This is a genomic window from Vibrio viridaestus, from assembly GCF_003856525.1.
GTDB lineage: Bacteria > Pseudomonadota > Gammaproteobacteria > Enterobacterales > Vibrionaceae > Vibrio > Vibrio viridaestus.
The window spans coordinates 533,172-549,099 of record NZ_RJVQ01000001.1 but is presented as its reverse complement, the minus strand read 5'-3'; the positions used below and the strand labels follow the sequence as shown (position 1 = coordinate 549,099).

The following is a 15,928-nucleotide window of genomic DNA, read 5'->3' as shown; positions in this document are numbered from 1 at the left end:
TTAGTTAAGGCTATACAGTATTTTCAATTAATAGACGATCGGTCTAAAATTAAATTTATAGTGTAAATTCGACTAAAAAATTGTAAATAATGGGATGAAAAATGTTTAAAGCAATCGTAATTGATAAGCCAGATGAGCAGTACACGTGTGATTTCGCGTCTCTTGACGACAGCTCCTTCCCAGAAGGAAATGTTGTTGTTGAAGTAGAATACTCTAGCCTTAACTATAAAGATGGCCTAGCGGTTACCGGTGCTTCCCCTGTAGTAAGACGGTTTCCTATGATCCCAGGGATCGATTTTGCTGGAACCGTAAGTTCGAGTGAAGACGCGAATTGGAAAGTTGGCGACAAGGTCTTTATCAATGGTTGGGGATTAGGAGAAAAGCACTGGGGAGGATTAACTCAGAAGGCGAAGGTAAACGGTGATTGGTTATTGTCTGTACCAGAAGGATTATCATCTTTCGATGTGATGGCAGTCGGTACGGCTGGTTATACAGCTATGTTATCTGTATTAGCACTTCTTAAACATGGAATTGAGCCAAACGATGGGCCAGTTCTCGTTACAGGTGCGAATGGGGGCGTAGGTAGCTATGCGATTGCTTTTTTAGCTAAACTTGGTTTTGACGTAGTGGCATCAACCGGCCGTTTAGAAGAATCGGATCGACTAAAAACGTTAGGAGCCAAAGAGGTCATTGATAGACGTGAACTATCAGAAAAAGGACGCCCTCTGGCTAAAGAAACTTGGTCTGCTGCCATTGATTCTGCAGGTAGCTATACGCTCGCGAATGTTTGTGCCGGAATCAAGTATGGCGGTACCGTTGCAGCTTGCGGTTTGGCTCAGGGTATGGATTTCCCTGCCACGGTTGCTCCTTTCATTCTACGCGGTGTTACTCTAGTCGGGATCGATAGTGTGATGTGTCCAAACGCTCAGCGAGTTGAAGCTTGGCATAAAATTGCAGAATTGCTCGATCAGGAAATGATTAAAAACATTGCTACAACAATTCCATTTACAGATGCGATAGAAACCGCAAAAGGTTTTATCGAAGGCAAAGTGAAAGGTCGAATTGTGGTTGAGTTGCCTAAACTTTAAATTATTGGATAGCATCTCGATAAAACGCCCAAAAATCATCGAGTGGCGCAGTGGATTCAAACAATTTTGCTCTCATTACTGCGCCTTCCCATCCGCTCCAAAATAGATTGGCGTATAGGTCAGTATCGATATCATTTTTGCACTGATTAGTTTGAGAAGCCTCAATCAGACATTGGCGAATTTTGTCCTTCCATGAGTCTAATACGTGACGTAGCTGGGCATTACAGGCATCCGACAACTGTGGAGATTCCTGCATCATATTGCCAACCAAGCATCCACGGCGAAAGTTAAATTTGAGCATGCCTTGTTTCGCGTCCTGAACAAAACTATCCATTCTGTTTAACGATGGTTGTTCTTTATTGCTCAGGTGTCGGTCTAGTTTTTTTGCAAAATACCGTCCATATTCAGCGATGACTTCACAGCCAAACTCTTCCTTACTCTTAAAATAATGATAAAAAGATCCTTTCGGTACGCCCACACGTTTTACGATGGTGTCGATACCGGAAGACATGAAACCATTTTCGGTGATAATCTCAACACCACTTTTCAAAATCTCTTTACGCGTGTCAGAAAAGTCCCTTTCTATCTTCGGCGGGCGGCCTCGTCTGCGCTTTAACGTATTTGACTTTAGTTCTTGTGACATAATGAAAGGGAACGACTCTGTTAATATATTTTGGTTCATTTTAACTGCGCTAATCAGTTAAGTCGATGTCCAAGTCAGTTTGGGATATTGTCCTGTCCATCTACATTTATATCAGTTTTCGGCTAAACTGAGCACAGTTACGTGAATTTAGTTGGGAATTTTTGTGCCTCAAACTCATACTCTTCGATTAATCCTAGGCGATCAACTCAATGCATCACACTCTTGGTTTAAAAGTCGTGATAATAGCGTTTTGTACGTCATAGCTGAGTTGCATCAGGAAACAGATTACACCATTCATCATGTACAGAAAATCTGCGCGTTTTTCTCAGCCATGCAGCAGTTTGCCGAGGCTCTCAAGAAAGCTGGCCATCAAGTACTCTACCTTACGCTCGAACAAACCTCAGATTTTGGTTCTTTGCCGGACTTAATTCGGCATTTGATCTCTCAGTATGGGGTGAGCCAATTTTCATACCAGAGACCGGATGAGTATCGTCTTTTAAAACAACTACAAAATATGGTTTTAGAATGCGGTGTGCAGATGGTAGATACGGAGCATTTCCTGTTGTCTTATGATGAAATACCCCGCTATTTTAAAGCGAATAAGCACCAGAAAATGGAGTTTTTCTATCGTAAAATGCGAGCCAAATTTGCCTTGCTAATGGATGGAAGTGAGCCTGAAGGTGGAAAGTGGAACTACGATCAGGCGAATCGGAAAAAGTTAAAAAAGCAAGATCTTCAGCAGATACCTCAACCTCTTTGTTTTGAAAATGATGTTACAGATATCGTATCTCGATTAAAAAAGCACAACATTACAACAATGGGCAAGGTGCATAATCCATTACTTTGGCCGACTAATCGTAGCCAGGCACGAGAATTACTCGATCATTTTTGTTATTACAACTTGCCTTTTTTTGGTCATTTTCAAGATGCGATGACAGAATGCTCAGAGCATCAATGGAGCCTTTACCATTCTCGGCTTTCGTTTGCGATAAATGCCAAGATACTTCATCCACTTTACGTCGTACGCCGAGCTATCGAGTTTTATCGTGAGCAGAAAGCGGTAGCCGAAATCGATTTGGCTCAGATCGAAGGTTTTACCCGCCAAATTATTGGGTGGCGGGAGTTTGTTAGAGGGGTGTATTGGATCAATATGCCTCATTATATTGAGAGCAATACACTCCAAGCCAAGCATTCGTTGCCGGACTTTTTCTGGTCAGGTGAGACGTCAATGAATTGTTTGCACCATTCAATCACTCAGTCGTTGGAATACAGCTACGCGCATCATATTCAGCGATTAATGGTCATTGGTAATTACTGCCTTATTTCTGAGCGTAATCCTGATGAAGTGGATGAGTGGTATCTTGGTGTGTATGTTGATGCGTTAGATTGGGTAGAAAAGCCTAATACCAGAGGCATGGCTCTCTTTGCCGATGGAGGATTACTGGCAACTAAGCCATATGCGGCCAGCGGGAATTACATCAATAAAATGAGTGACTATTGTCAGGGTTGCAAATACAAAGTCAAAGAAACCGTTGGTGAAGACGCGTGTCCTTTTAATAGCCTATATTGGCATTTTATGGTTAAGCATCGTGAGAGGCTCAGTACCAATCCGCGTGTAGGCATGCTTTTTGGCAATTGGGATAAACGGGATGATGGGGAAAAGCAAAATATTCTGAATCAGGCCGAGAAACATATTCTCGGCAACTGATCATTCAGGGTGTTAGATAAGCTGATACTTAGTCAGTAAAAACACACCGACGGTAGTGGTGAACAATGACAGGATTGTCGTCACAACGATGATATTCGCCGCCATGACGTGGTTTCTTCCCATTCCACGTGCCATGACATAGCTTGCGGCAGCGGCTGGTGTTGTGCTCGTAAGAAGAATGATCGCCAGTTCTTCGTTACGAAAACCGTAGAGATAGGCCGCCATAGTGATAAAGATTGGGCAGGCGATAAGCTTCATGACAGTCGAAAGCCATACGGATGTCTTATCATTGCCAAATGCTCTTAGATCCAACGATCCACCCGCACAAATTAACGCGAGAGGGAGAGTCATATGAGCAAAATACTGACCTGCGTTCATCGCAATAGATGGAAGCGAAATAGGTAACTGCGAGAATATAACTCCAGCGATGATGGCGATAATCAAAGGGTTTTTGGTAATGGATTTAAATACTGTACCTAACGCTTTTAAGCCCACGCCTTCAGTTTTAGGGCTGAGAAGAATCACGGCCTGAATATTGAACAGTAGAGTTTGACCAGCTACAAATAGAGCCGCGTGAGCAATACCTTCATTACCGTACAAATTGGCTACATAGGCTAAACCGACGATCGCCGTATTTCCTCGGTAGGCACCCTGAACAATTACATCAAGGTCAGGATTATTTGGTTGAATAAATTTAAGTACTACCCAAGCCACTATGAAAAAGACAACATTAGCTGCAATGCCGAACAGAACCAGTTCACTGCCTTTCAAAAAATTATGGTCTGAGCCGATGATGCTCAGAAAAAGTAATGCGGGAAGTGTTACTTTAAAAACCAATCGTGATGCGACTTCAATAAAGTGGTCATCAATTAATCTGATTCGTTTAAATAGCATGCCCAAAAAGAGCATAAGGCATATCGGTCCAGTCACTTGAGTGGAAAAAATAAATTGTTGTAGAAATGTCTCCATTTGTATCCTTACTTATTTGTTATATCTTGTTTTTTCTGGCATATCCTGTTAAAAAATTGCCGATTTAAAAGGAGAAGTTGTTACTCATCAATGACGTGCGAGACTTTGATGCATACGTTAGATATGCTCTAGGTTTGATAAGGTTAACAGAATCCATTAGCCAAATATGTCATTAATTGAGTATAAAAATAAAGTCAGCTCATAGCCTTCAGGCATATAAAGGAATAATTAACAATGAATAGAAATGATAGTGTCCCTTTACCCACTAACACGCGAGAGTGGTTTTTCAATCGAAATAGTCTCATCGTCATCGCCGATATTATCTTATTTGCCATACTCTACAAGACTTTACCGTATGAACAGAATGTTGTTTTAGGATTGAGTATTCTGGCATTTGTTGCTGTACTTTGGTTGACCGAAGCACTGCACGTTACGATTACAGCGATTCTTGTACCAATATTAGCGATTTTCTTTGGTGTCTTTAATACCACAGAAGCCTTAAGTAACTTTTCTAACCCAATTATTTATCTATTTCTGGGCGGTTTTGCTTTAGCGGCGGCTATGCATCAGCAGGGACTGGATAAAGTGATTGCCGATAAGGTGCTTATCCTAGCAAAGGGAAAAATGAGTACTGCCGTATTTATGCTTTTTGGCGTGACTGGCATTATCTCCATGTGGATAAGTAATACTGCTACGGCTGCCATGATGATGCCTCTTGTTTTGGGGGTGTTAGCAAACGTGGATGCAGAAAAAGAACATAAAACGTATGTTTTCGTCTTACTTGGTATTGCTTATAGCGCGAGTATTGGCGGTATTGCGACTGTTGTCGGTAGTCCACCAAACGCGATTGCGGCTGCAGAAGTAGGTTTGACATTTACAGAATGGATGAAATTTGGCTTGCCTGTTGCTGTCATTCTGTTACCTATCGCAATTATCACTCTGTACTTTATGCTGAAGCCAAACTTGAGTGGTAAATTTGAACTGAATCATGAGCCAGTAAACTGGGACAAAGGTAAAGTGGTGACTCTGGCGATATTCTGTCTGGTCGTTTTCTTATGGATCTTCAGTAAGCCAATCAATTCAATGCTCGGTGGCTTTAAATCATTTGATACTCTGATCGCGCTGGGTGCCATTATCATGGTAAGTTTTGCCCGAGTCGTTCACTGGAAAGACATCGAAAAAACCGCTGACTGGGGTGTGTTACTACTATTTGGTGGTGGTATTTGTTTAAGTAATGTCCTTAAACAGACCGGAACCAGTGTGTTTATAGCCAACCATCTGAGTGAGCTTGTCTCCTCTCAAGGGATCTTTGTCATCATCGTTTCAGTTGCACTTTTCGTCGTGTTTTTAACTGAGTTTGCCAGTAATACCGCCAGTGCTGCACTGTTGATTCCGGTTTTTGCAACAGTGGCAGAAGCATTTGGTGTTAGTCCTGTTATTCTTTCGGTGCTAATCGCTGTTGCCGCATCTTGTGCGTTCATGCTACCTGTAGCAACACCACCGAATGCTATCGTCTTTGGTACCGGGCATATTCGGCAGTCAGAAATGATGCGAGTAGGGATGGTTTTAAACGTCTTATGTGTGGTATTACTCTCTGTCATTTCGATGTTGTTTTGGTAATTAGACCTTAGTCTCTATTGCGTGCATCCAGATTGGATCAATTCTATTTATGAACTAAATTTTTAGTAGAATTGTTAATCTGGGTGCATATATGGAAGTGCGTAATTTAGATATTAGCATTGACCTAAATCGGACTTTTTTTATTATCGCCAATGCGCTTGATTGTATTGGTGTAGATGACGAAAATCATGGGCATAGAGTAGGATTTATCGCTTATCATTTAGCGAAAAAACTTCAGTGGGATGAGTTCGAATGTCAGTTTGCCTTTTACATGGGGCTTATCCATGACTGCGGGGTTAAGGAGAAACGTAACCTTCATAGGCTGTTAGAAAGTATGGCTCCAAATGATGTGGAACAGCACTGCGTCAGAGCCTATAAGTTGCTGACTCAATGCTCACCATTATCGTCCTTCGCTAGCCCCATTCGTTATCACCATACACCATGGAATGAACTGGAAAAATTATCACTTCCCGATGCGGAAAAACGGTTAGCCGCTCTAATATTCTTGTGTGATCGAATTGATTATCTTCGAACTGTATTTGAGCATGACGAGTTTGGGAACCTTGAAAAGTTATCCAGGCAAAAGATAATTAACGAAATTTCGAAGTACCGTGGCAGCCTGTTTAAGCCTGAATTTGTCGATGAAGTCGAACCGATATTGCGAGCGGACTATGTTTGGTTTTCACTTAGCTCTGAGCATATCGAATTATTTTCCAGACAGCTCCCAGATTGTGGTATCAATTCTTCGTCATTTTCACTTAATGATGTTGTTTCTATAGCCCAATTTCTTGCCAGTATTGTGGATGCCAAGAGTGAGTTTACTTACCTCCATTCGGTTAAGGTCGCGGAGTTAGCCGTGTTTCTATCGGATAAACTTGGCGCTTCCCTAGAGCTACAAAAGGCGCTTTATTTAGCGGGTTTAACCCATGATTTAGGGAAGTTGCACACTCCCGATGCCATATTACATAAACGAGGATCATTAACATCAAGTGAATATCTTTGTATTCAGCGACACGTAGTGGATTCATTCTATTTTATGAATGGCATTTTTGAACATTCGATCATTTCTCAGTGGGCAGGGAATCATCACGAGAGGCTTGATGGCTCAGGCTATCCAAGAGGTTTAACCGCAAGTGAACTTGATACGCCAAGCCGGATTATGGCCATCGCCGATATGTTTCAAGCCCTAACGCAGCAGCGTCCCTATCGTGAACAAATGGATTTAAAATCTGCGTTAACCACGCTAAGGATGGAGGTTGAAAAAGGTAAACTCGATCCCACTGTATTTAAGATACTAGAAGAAAATGCTGAAGAGGCATACAGCATTTCAACCTCAGAATGTGATATGTGTCCCGTAAGTCAGTAAGACAAGCTATTTATTCTTAAAGAATTATGTGTTTATGCCGATGTGGAATAATCAGTATTGCTGCTTTTCAGTAATACCTTTTAAGTATCAAAAACATATTAAAATGGATAAATCTCATGTTAAAAAACATGTCACTGAAGAACAAACTCGCCATTTTGGCTAGCTTGGCCATTGTTATAGGGACAATTATCGTTGAGTTAATTGCATTTCGTGCTTCTCTCCAACAACTCGATCATTCGGTACAACAACGTATTCAGGGCTCAGCAGCATCATACAATCAATACGTTATTGACTGGCTTAAGGCAAAGCAGTCTGCTCTTACATCATTACAAAGTGAGTCAAAAGAAGACGCGATTGTAACGCATTTAAAGCAAATCCGAGATTCCGGCGGCTTTGATAACGTCTTCCTTGCATATCCCGATGGAGCGCAGAAAAATGCCAATGGTGTAACATTACCTCCCGATAATAATGATCCAAGAAAGTGGGGATGGTACATCAATGCCATGGCCGATAAATCTAGAGTATTTATGGATAACCCGACGGTAGCCGCGGCGACAGGAAAGAATGTCGTATCATTGGGTAAAGCTGTCGATTTTTCTGGTAAAAATCTTGTGCTTGGCGCAGATGTTGAAATAACTGATATCATCAATACCATGAATCAGGTCATATTACCTGGGTCTGGATTTATGTTTATTGCCAATCAAAAGGGTAATGTATTTACTCATGCAGATTCTAAGCTACTTAATCAAAGTGTGAGTGCTTTAGGACTGTCCTTTAAAGATATCGAGAATGCGGCAAAGCAAAGCTCTGAGATTAGAATCCAGCTCAATGGGGAAGAATACGAGTTATTTGCAAGGCCAATTAAGGGTACCTCTCTTATTACTGTCATTCTTTTAAACTATTCGTCATTAGTTAGTCCTTTATATACGACGTTGTACAGTCAGTTTGTAGTGACTGGCGTGCTTATTTTGGTCTGTATCGCGGTGTTTAATCTTTTGTGTAATGTGCTTTTCAGACCACTTCGTCATGTAGCAGACGCTCTAGAGGAGATTGCTTCTGGTAGTGGTGATCTAACCCAACGTATTCCCGTTGAGGCGCATGATGAAGTTGGTAAATTGGCGCTAGGTTTTAATACCTTTGTTGATAAGCTCCAACAGCTTATGTTAGATATTCGTAGTCAGGCGGAAGATTTAACCAGTCAGTCTAAGCTCAGTGCGGAGCGCTCAAATGCTTCTGCTCGAGAATTAGGGGTGCAGCAACAAGAAGTATCCATGGTTGCGACTGCAGTAACTGAAATGTCTTCTGCAACTCAAGAGATTGCATCGCACGCAGAGCAAACGGCAAGTGCAGCTCAGGGCTCGGCGCAAACAACCGAAGATGGTCGTAACAGAGTTATGGATACGAAGGCGTCAATCGACCGTTTAGCGCAAGAATTACAGCAAGCCGGGGTAGTTGTCTCGGAACTTGATCATCATGCTCAGGAAATTTCTTCTGTACTGGCGACCATTCAGGGGATAGCAGAACAAACAAACCTTCTCGCTCTCAACGCAGCGATAGAAGCAGCTCGTGCTGGGGAACAAGGACGAGGTTTTGCTGTTGTAGCTGATGAAGTGCGCGTGTTATCCCAGCGAACTCATACTTCGACGGAAGAGATAAAAACGACAACGGACAAACTTCAGGAAATTACCCAACGTGCCGTCAGTATTATGGATAACAGCTCAAAGTTAGCTGGCAGCTCGGTTGAAGATGCAGATAAAGCCGCTTTTGCTCTCAATGAAATCAGTAGTGCCGTTTCTTTGATCAGCGATATGGCGACTCAAATTGCGACCGCTGCAGAAGAGCAAACACACGTTACTGAAGAAATAACGCTAAATATCACATCAATACGAGATGTAACAGAGCAATTGGCTGTCGGTTCTGATGAAAGCCTGCAGCAATCGAACGATCTTAGAAACTCAGCTCATTCACTGAGTGAGAAAGTTGCGACGTTCAAATTAAGCTAGTTTTCATCCTTGTCTTTAACGTTATCTCAAGAGGCAGTGCATGGCACTGCCTTTGTTTTATGTGAAATTAGAGATTTTCTTAAGATATGGTTTTAATTCTCACTGAGTAAGAATCTTTCATCTTAAATTTCTGTATTTTCCCACTAAATAGGAATTATAGTTGATGCATATATTAAACAAGGATAAAACACATAATGAACGACAGCGCTTTAGTGTCTCATCATGTTAACGAAAAGACATTCCAGCTTTTAATGCAGGTTGCTGTTAACGACGAGCCCGTTACAGCCAAAGTATTAAGTGAACAACTAAACATGCCTTTAAGTAGTTTATACCGGCATTTAAAACTATTGAAAGAGTGGAACTTAGTTGAAGAAAGTCCTTATGATAAGACACTTGTTGTTGGCGCAGCCGCTCTACTTTTGATGAGAAGTTACCAAACCAGTGCGCATAATTTAGATGCGATAGACTTGGTACTTAGTCGCTTGCAAAAACAAACAGGGGAAATGGCCGCTTATATGGTTCCTGTAGGTTACAGAGCGCTTTGTGTCAGTCAGAAAGACAGTTTGCAGGCACTCCGTTGCAGCTACGTCCAGGGGCAAAGTCAACCATTGCTTCGGGGTGCCTCCTCAAAAGTAATGCTGGCTTATTTGCCTGAAAAACGGTGTGAAAAGATATTGAAGCACTTTAATGAACATGACCACTTAGATTATTGGACAGAAGAAGTGAATAAAATTCGCGATCGAGGGTACGCTTTTAGTAATTCCGAGATTGATCCTGGTGTCTCAAGCATCAGTGCACCCGTAATGAAAGGAAATAAATTAATGGGTGCGGTTTCTCTTATGTCTCCCGCTCATCGTATGAAATCCAATAAATCCAAAATGATTCTCTATGTGTTACAGGCAGCGAGAGCATTATCTTTAGAGAGGTGAAAACAGGAATGTTCAACTTTTTCAGGCGTCGGGCGATGTCTCGATTGCAGGGTTACTATCAGTATCCATTTATATTTATGACTGCGTGTAAGTGGGCATTTCCCATGTCGCAGGCTAAATTTGAATTATTTGAACAGAGTTTGGATAACCTTTTTAACTGGCTGGAAAACAAAGATGTGTCCAGAGGGCATTTTGTTTCCAAAAACCAGATTAACCCTGAGTTGCTTACAACGTTAAAGCGTAGCCTTGGTTATCAGCTCACCCCTGTGATTGTTGCTAATTCTCTCGATCTTATCATCGATATTTATCCAACCGTTGCTGTTGGAGCGGCCAAAACAGGCATTCTTCACGTTGGTCGATATAACTGGTTGAATCTTCGTGACCAAAACAAACAGCAGGATATTCTTGGTTCTTTGCAGAAGTGTTTTCCAGAAATCGATGTGTTGAGTCTTGGTAAGCTCGATCATGAGAAGTTGCCGACTGTTCCATCCACAGATATGCGAGAAGTTTCGCCTCTTATCCCTCTCGATGGTGTGGATGAATTCATCAATACGCATGAGCAAATTATTTTGACTTTCGACTTATCGTCTTTGTCCAAAGGGGTTGGTTTGCTCGAAGAAAAGGCTTTGGATAAAGAAGTTAAAGAGTTAATCGAGCGTTGTACGGCAACAGACAAAGTTAGGATGATTCTACTGACTGGAGATAGTGATCGCTCACTCTATTCTAGAAAGACTAAGGCTATTTATGATGGCTTGAAAGACGTATCGCATCGTCAGTTGCAACACGCCTAATATACAAAGCCCTCTTATTAAGAGGGCTTTGTACTAGTTGAAGTCGATTATAGATAAGACGCAATAATACCGATGATACCGCCAAAGACACCGCCCCAGACGACTAGCCATCCAAGATGTTGCTTAATCATTGAGGCAACAATTTCCTTAACCAATTTTGGCGTCAATTCATTTAATCTTTGATCGATTATGGCTTCTATATTTTGCTGAGCCTCATCAATCACGGAATCACTGCTAAACTGTTCTTTAATCGCATTTTTAATTTCCTCGCTCTGACTCATTTCTACTATCGATTCTTCCATCTTCTTGACAAAAGGCTCTTTTAGGGGCTGAAGTGCTTCAGCACCGCCAAACATAGCAAGCATTCCACCGAAAGAGGACGCAGAAATGACATCGACTAGTGAGTCAAACGTTGGATTGAAATCGACTCTTGCGACAATTGGGGCGAGATCAAGAGACTTAGTATTACCAAGCTCCTGGTTCATGAATTTCTGGATGTTTCCTTCGGTAAAGAACTCTTTCATCATTAGGGATTTGATTGCGGCTTTAAACTCTTCAAAACGATTTGGAATGACGCCTGAACCATACAGACCAGGGACTCGTTCAAATAGCATATGAATGGCCAGCCAGTTAGTAATTGCACCCGAAAACGCAAACAAACCAGCACTTAAGATGACGTTTTGATTGGTTTGGTAACCTATTGCTATCAGCAAAATAGAAAGTGTGTTGGTAATAATACTTTTGTTCATAGTCATTTATTAATAAACAGTTGTTAATTGGAGAGTTTACAAAAAATCTTTGATTCAGAATACTCAATATTGATTGTTAATCAGCTGCAATATAGCCACCTGTCTGGTGCGCCCATAAGTGAGCATAGATTCCCCCTTTTGCGAGTAACTGCTCATGAGATCCTTCTTCAACAATCTTGCCTTGATCGAGAACGATAAGTCGATCCATTTTCGCAATGGTTGATAATCGGTGTGCAATCGCGATGACAGTTTTGCCTTCCATAAGTTGATAGAGACTTTCCTGAATGGCTGATTCGACTTCGGAGTCAAGAGCGGAAGTTGCTTCATCAAGTATTAAGATCGGAGCATTTTTGAGTAATACACGAGAAATAGCAATACGTTGTCGTTGACCGCCAGAAAGCTTAACACCTCTTTCCCCAACTTGTGCGTCGTAGCCTTTGTTTCCATGAGGATCGGTGAGCGTTGAAATAAACTCATCTGCATGGGCTTGTTTTGTCGCCGCATAAAGGGCCTCATCAGATGCATCAGGATTCCCATAAAGAATGTTTTCTTTAATTGATCGGTGGAGTAGTGAGGTATCTTGAGTGACGACACCTATCACTTTACGCAAAGAATCTTGGGTAACATCCGTTATAGGCTGACCATCGATGCGAATTTCTCCACCATTTAACTCATGAAAACGCAGTAGAAGATTAACGAGCGTCGATTTACCTGCCCCTGAACGACCGACTACTCCCACCTTTTCACCAGAACGAATATGTAAAGACAAGTTACGAATAACGCTGATGTTTTCTCCATAATCGAAACTTATATTATCGAAATCAATCGCGCCTTTTTGTACAACTAAGTTTTTACTGTCGCTGTGATCTTCAATTTGGACCGGTTGCGAAAGAGAATGCATTCCGTCGACGACAGTACCCATGTTTTCAAATAGAGTGCCCACTTCCCACATGATCCACTTAGACATACCGTTAATACGCAGGGCCAGCGAGATAGCTATTGCGATTGAGCCTATCGTTATTGAAGACAAGGTCCATAGATAAATGGACATACCAGCGATCGTAAATAGTAATAGGTAGTTCGCGATCTCTACACATAAGTTAAAGCCGGTGACCAGACGCATTTGGTTATGAACAGTGGAAAGAAACCCTTCCATACTCTGTTTTACATAGCTGGTTTCGCGCTGATGGTGAGAAAAGAGCTTAACGGTTTGAATATTGGTATAGCTATCAACAAAACGTCCTGTCATTGTTGAACGGGCATCAGCCTGAATTGAAGAAATATCCTTTAGTTTAGGCACATAATACAGCTGAATAGCTATGTAAGCGATTAACCACACTAACATTGGCATCATAAGGCGCCAGTCTGAATCTGCAAGAATGAAAAGTATTGCTACAAAATACACACTCACGAAGACGAAAACATCAACCATCTTCATTACAGTTTCTCGAATCGCCAGGGCTGTTTGCATGACTTTTGTCGCGATTCTGCCTGCAAATTCGTCTTGATAGAAAGACAGACTCTGTTTTAAAAGATATCGGTGTGCTAACCAACGAATCGACATTGGATAGTTGCCGAGCATTGTTTGATGTACCAACAGCGAGTGAATCCCAATAACTAATGGCATAACGACCAAAATCAGAATCGACAGACTAATTAGCGTCCACTGATTATCAGCAAAGAAAGTTTGTGGGTCGCTGCTGGATAACCAGTCGACGAGTTTTCCCATAAAGCTGAATAGCGTCACTTCAACTACGGCTATAATGGTACTTAAAATTCCTATTGCAACTAAAGGAACCATAAACCCTTTAGTATAATGGCGACAAAAAGCCCAAAGAGACGCTGGTGGTTGTTGAGGTTCCGTCCCTGGAAAAGCTTGTGTAAGCTCTTCAAACTTTTTAAACATGTTTACCCTTAAAACGACAAATAGAAAACCGTCCCCCGAGAAGTGGGGGGACGGTAAGGTATAGGAGAACTGTGTTATATCGTAACAAATACGCACTCAGGATGCGATATTAGGCTTTAGGATTAAAGTAGAGAATCGCCATCGAAATGTGTGAGAGCAGGTACTCTTTTTCCGCATTGAGCTGAAGTACTTCATCACGAGTGGAATCACAAATGACTTGCCATTTTTGGTCTCGAGGCAGCGACGGCAGAATAAACCGAGCTGTTGCCTGCGTAGGATTTAATAAATAGATAATTTGTGGGCCAGACTTATTGATACCAAGTTGTAAAGCGACACAGATATGCTTATTCCAGTCATCATATCCCATTTCTCCGCCATCGACTTTACGCCAGAAAACTCTGTTTGAGTTACGACTATCACCACTAAACGCGTCTATAAAAGGGACCATGATATCATGTCTTGCCTTGAGCATTTTCGCTAGCCACTTCTGGAAATGTTGAGCTGGCATATTCAACTGCCAGTCCAGCCAACTGATGTCATTGTCTTGACAGTAGGCGTTGTTATTGCCTTTCTGTGAATGTGACAACATATCGGCGGTTAAAATATGAGGAATTCCGAAAGAAAAAAGCAATGTCGCCATGAAATTTCGTTTCTGTTTTTCCCGTATCTTGATGATGGAGCGATCTTTTGTAGGGCCTTCACAGCCGTAATTATCCGAGCGATTATCACCATGCCCGTCCCGATTCTGTTCACCATTCTCCTCGTTGTGCTTATGTTTGTATGAGACTAAGTCTTGGAGGGTAAAACCATCGTGATAGGTAATATAGTTGACGGTAAGTTTGAAGGGCCACTTTGACGCACTGTAAATATCTCTGGAACCCATAAGACGCGTTGCAAACTCTTGGAGGAAACCGTCGTCTCCGCGCCAAAAGCTGCGGCTAATGTCTCTTAACTTATCATTTGTTTCATTCCAGCCGAATGGGAAATGACCCACTTGGTATCCATTGGGTCCGATATCCCAGGGTTCAGCAATCAACTTTACATCCTTAAGAATAGGATCCTGAGCTACCGCCATAAAAAACCCGGAAATTTTTGAAAAATCTTCACCTTGCCGGCCTAGTGTTGCGGCCAAATCAAACCTAAAGCCATCAATATTATACTCAGAAACCCAGTGACGGAGCGTATCCATTACTAAATTAAGCGTTGGCTGATAGGACAAATCGAGGGTATTTCCGCACCCTGTAAAGTTTGCGTAGTAATCGCCTGATTTTAGATAGTAGTGTTGGTCAAGTCCTCGCAGGTTGAATATTGGACCATCATCACCTGCTTCTGCCGTATGGTTGTAGACAACATCAAGAATCACTTCGATACCATTGCGGTGTAATTCGCGTACTGTCGTTTTCAATTCGGACACAGCATCATTGATAGCGTAGCGTGGATCGGGAGCCATAAACAGATAGGGGTTATAGCCCCAGTAATTCACCATGTCGTTTTTCAATAAGTGAGGCTCATGCATGCAAGCTGCGATCGGTAAGAGTTGGAGAGTTTTTATATGGTTCTCCTGATAAAAGGCCAGCATTTCGTCACTCACGAGCCCTAGATACTTCCCCTGAACTCTTGAATTCACTTTGGGATGTTTTTTTGTCACGCCTTTTACATGCGTTTCAAATATGACCATCTCTTCGCGAGGTATTACTGGCGCTTTTACGCCCTGCCAGTCAAATTCACCTGAGCAAACCAGACATTTGGGCATGTCAAAGCTAATCTCTGGAGTATATGGCGGAACATAATGAAGTTCGCTATCGATCGCTTTAGCGTAGGGGTCGGAAATCAGCTGCCATTGATTACTTTTTGTTTTTACCAGATACCCATATTTCTGTCCCGCTTTAATTCCTTCAACAAACGTAGACTTTATACCAGCATAGGAACCTTGAAATTCGATGGTTTCATATCGTGACTCATCATAAAACAACGCTAGTTGGATTTCGGATTCTTTTAAAGCGGGAGAGTAGATTGAAAAATAGCAACCGCTGTCTGTTAGAGTGGCGCCTAGAGGATATGGCTGAGCTTTATTTTTTATCATGATTGGCTTAGGCCTTAACATTCTGATTAAAAACTGACTTGCGCTTAGCTTAGTAAAAAACTTTGTGTTTAGG

Annotated in this window: 12 protein-coding genes; 7 read left to right on the top strand and 5 right to left on the bottom strand. The window is 41.9% G+C overall.

The window, feature by feature from the left end; all coding sequences use genetic code 11:
• Positions 1-101: 101 nt before the first annotated feature.
• Entirely contained in the window at positions 102-1,088 is a 987-nt protein-coding gene (gene acuI / locus EES38_RS02545) for an acrylyl-CoA reductase (NADPH) (protein ID WP_124935586.1), read from the top strand.
• 1 nt (position 1,089) lies between these two features.
• Here acuI and acuR read toward each other — a convergent pair whose 3' ends face one another.
• The gene (gene acuR / locus EES38_RS02540; protein WP_208020387.1) at positions 1,090-1,770 is read right to left on the bottom strand and encodes an acrylate utilization transcriptional regulator AcuR; all 681 of its coding nucleotides are present in this window, start codon (positions 1,768-1,770) and stop codon (positions 1,090-1,092) included.
• Between the two features lie 124 nt (positions 1,771-1,894).
• Between acuR and EES38_RS02535 the strand changes: the two genes are divergently transcribed.
• Positions 1,895-3,439 carry a cryptochrome/photolyase family protein gene (locus EES38_RS02535; RefSeq protein ID WP_208020386.1) on the top strand — a complete coding sequence of 515 codons (1,545 nt, stop codon included), beginning with the start codon at positions 1,895-1,897 and terminating at the stop codon, positions 3,437-3,439.
• Between the two features lie 12 nt (positions 3,440-3,451).
• Here the strand turns inward: EES38_RS02535 and EES38_RS02530 are convergent, their stop codons facing one another.
• The gene (locus EES38_RS02530; protein WP_124935585.1) at positions 3,452-4,408 is read right to left on the bottom strand and encodes an AEC family transporter; all 957 of its coding nucleotides are present in this window, start codon (positions 4,406-4,408) and stop codon (positions 3,452-3,454) included.
• A gap of 234 nt (positions 4,409-4,642) precedes the next feature.
• On the opposite strand from EES38_RS02530, the gene EES38_RS02525 reads away from it, so the two are divergent.
• The 5 genes from EES38_RS02525 to EES38_RS02505 all read left to right on the top strand — a co-directional run bounded on the left by EES38_RS02525 (position 4,643) and on the right by EES38_RS02505 (position 11,117).
• On the top strand, positions 4,643-6,028 hold the full coding sequence (locus EES38_RS02525) for an SLC13 family permease (RefSeq protein ID WP_124935584.1): 1,386 nt from the start codon (positions 4,643-4,645) through the stop codon (positions 6,026-6,028).
• Positions 6,029-6,119: 91 nt separating this feature from the next.
• Complete coding sequence (locus tag EES38_RS02520; protein ID WP_124935583.1) at positions 6,120-7,394, top strand: HD-GYP domain-containing protein; 1,275 nt, start codon at positions 6,120-6,122, stop codon at positions 7,392-7,394.
• 116 nt (positions 7,395-7,510) lie between these two features.
• Positions 7,511-9,397, top strand: coding sequence for a methyl-accepting chemotaxis protein (locus tag EES38_RS02515; protein ID WP_124935582.1), 1,887 nt, complete (start codon positions 7,511-7,513; stop codon positions 9,395-9,397).
• A gap of 194 nt (positions 9,398-9,591) precedes the next feature.
• A complete protein-coding gene (locus EES38_RS02510; RefSeq protein ID WP_124935581.1) occupies positions 9,592-10,326 on the top strand; it encodes an IclR family transcriptional regulator in 735 nt (244 codons plus the stop codon).
• A gap of 35 nt (positions 10,327-10,361) precedes the next feature.
• Complete coding sequence (locus EES38_RS02505; protein ID WP_124935580.1) at positions 10,362-11,117, top strand: hypothetical protein; 756 nt, start codon at positions 10,362-10,364, stop codon at positions 11,115-11,117.
• A 47-nt stretch (positions 11,118-11,164) separates the two neighbouring features.
• On the opposite strand, the gene EES38_RS02500 is transcribed toward EES38_RS02505, so the two are convergent.
• The 3 genes from EES38_RS02500 to glgX all read right to left on the bottom strand — a co-directional run bounded on the left by EES38_RS02500 (position 11,165) and on the right by glgX (position 15,855).
• Positions 11,165-11,866, bottom strand: a complete 702-nt coding sequence (locus EES38_RS02500; protein ID WP_124935579.1) for a DUF445 domain-containing protein — start codon at positions 11,864-11,866, stop codon at positions 11,165-11,167.
• A gap of 76 nt (positions 11,867-11,942) precedes the next feature.
• Complete coding sequence (locus tag EES38_RS02495; protein ID WP_124935578.1) at positions 11,943-13,772, bottom strand: ABC transporter ATP-binding protein; 1,830 nt, start codon at positions 13,770-13,772, stop codon at positions 11,943-11,945.
• A gap of 109 nt (positions 13,773-13,881) precedes the next feature.
• Positions 13,882-15,855 (bottom strand): glycogen debranching protein GlgX, encoded by a 1,974-nt coding sequence (gene glgX / locus EES38_RS02490; RefSeq protein WP_124935577.1) that lies wholly within the window; start codon positions 15,853-15,855, stop codon positions 13,882-13,884.
• Positions 15,856-15,928: the final 73 nt, after the last annotated feature.

Bases quoted from the DNA above. Each gene is read 5' to 3' on its own strand.
- acuI (WP_124935586.1), top strand. From the start codon at position 102: ATGTTTAAAGCAATCGTAATTGATAAGCCAGATGAGCAGTACACGTGT.
- acuR (WP_208020387.1), bottom strand. From the start codon at position 1,770: ATGAACCAAAATATATTAACAGAGTCGTTCCCTTTCATTATGTCACAA.
- EES38_RS02530 (WP_124935585.1), bottom strand. From the start codon at position 4,408: ATGGAGACATTTCTACAACAATTTATTTTTTCCACTCAAGTGACTGGA.
- EES38_RS02525 (WP_124935584.1), top strand. From the start codon at position 4,643: ATGAATAGAAATGATAGTGTCCCTTTACCCACTAACACGCGAGAGTGG.
- EES38_RS02520 (WP_124935583.1), top strand. From the start codon at position 6,120: ATGGAAGTGCGTAATTTAGATATTAGCATTGACCTAAATCGGACTTTT.
- EES38_RS02515 (WP_124935582.1), top strand. From the start codon at position 7,511: ATGTTAAAAAACATGTCACTGAAGAACAAACTCGCCATTTTGGCTAGC.
- EES38_RS02510 (WP_124935581.1), top strand. From the start codon at position 9,592: ATGAACGACAGCGCTTTAGTGTCTCATCATGTTAACGAAAAGACATTC.
- EES38_RS02505 (WP_124935580.1), top strand. From the start codon at position 10,362: ATGTCTCGATTGCAGGGTTACTATCAGTATCCATTTATATTTATGACT.
- EES38_RS02500 (WP_124935579.1), bottom strand. From the start codon at position 11,866: ATGAACAAAAGTATTATTACCAACACACTTTCTATTTTGCTGATAGCA.
- EES38_RS02495 (WP_124935578.1), bottom strand. From the start codon at position 13,772: ATGTTTAAAAAGTTTGAAGAGCTTACACAAGCTTTTCCAGGGACGGAA.
- glgX (WP_124935577.1), bottom strand. From the start codon at position 15,855: ATGATAAAAAATAAAGCTCAGCCATATCCTCTAGGCGCCACTCTAACA.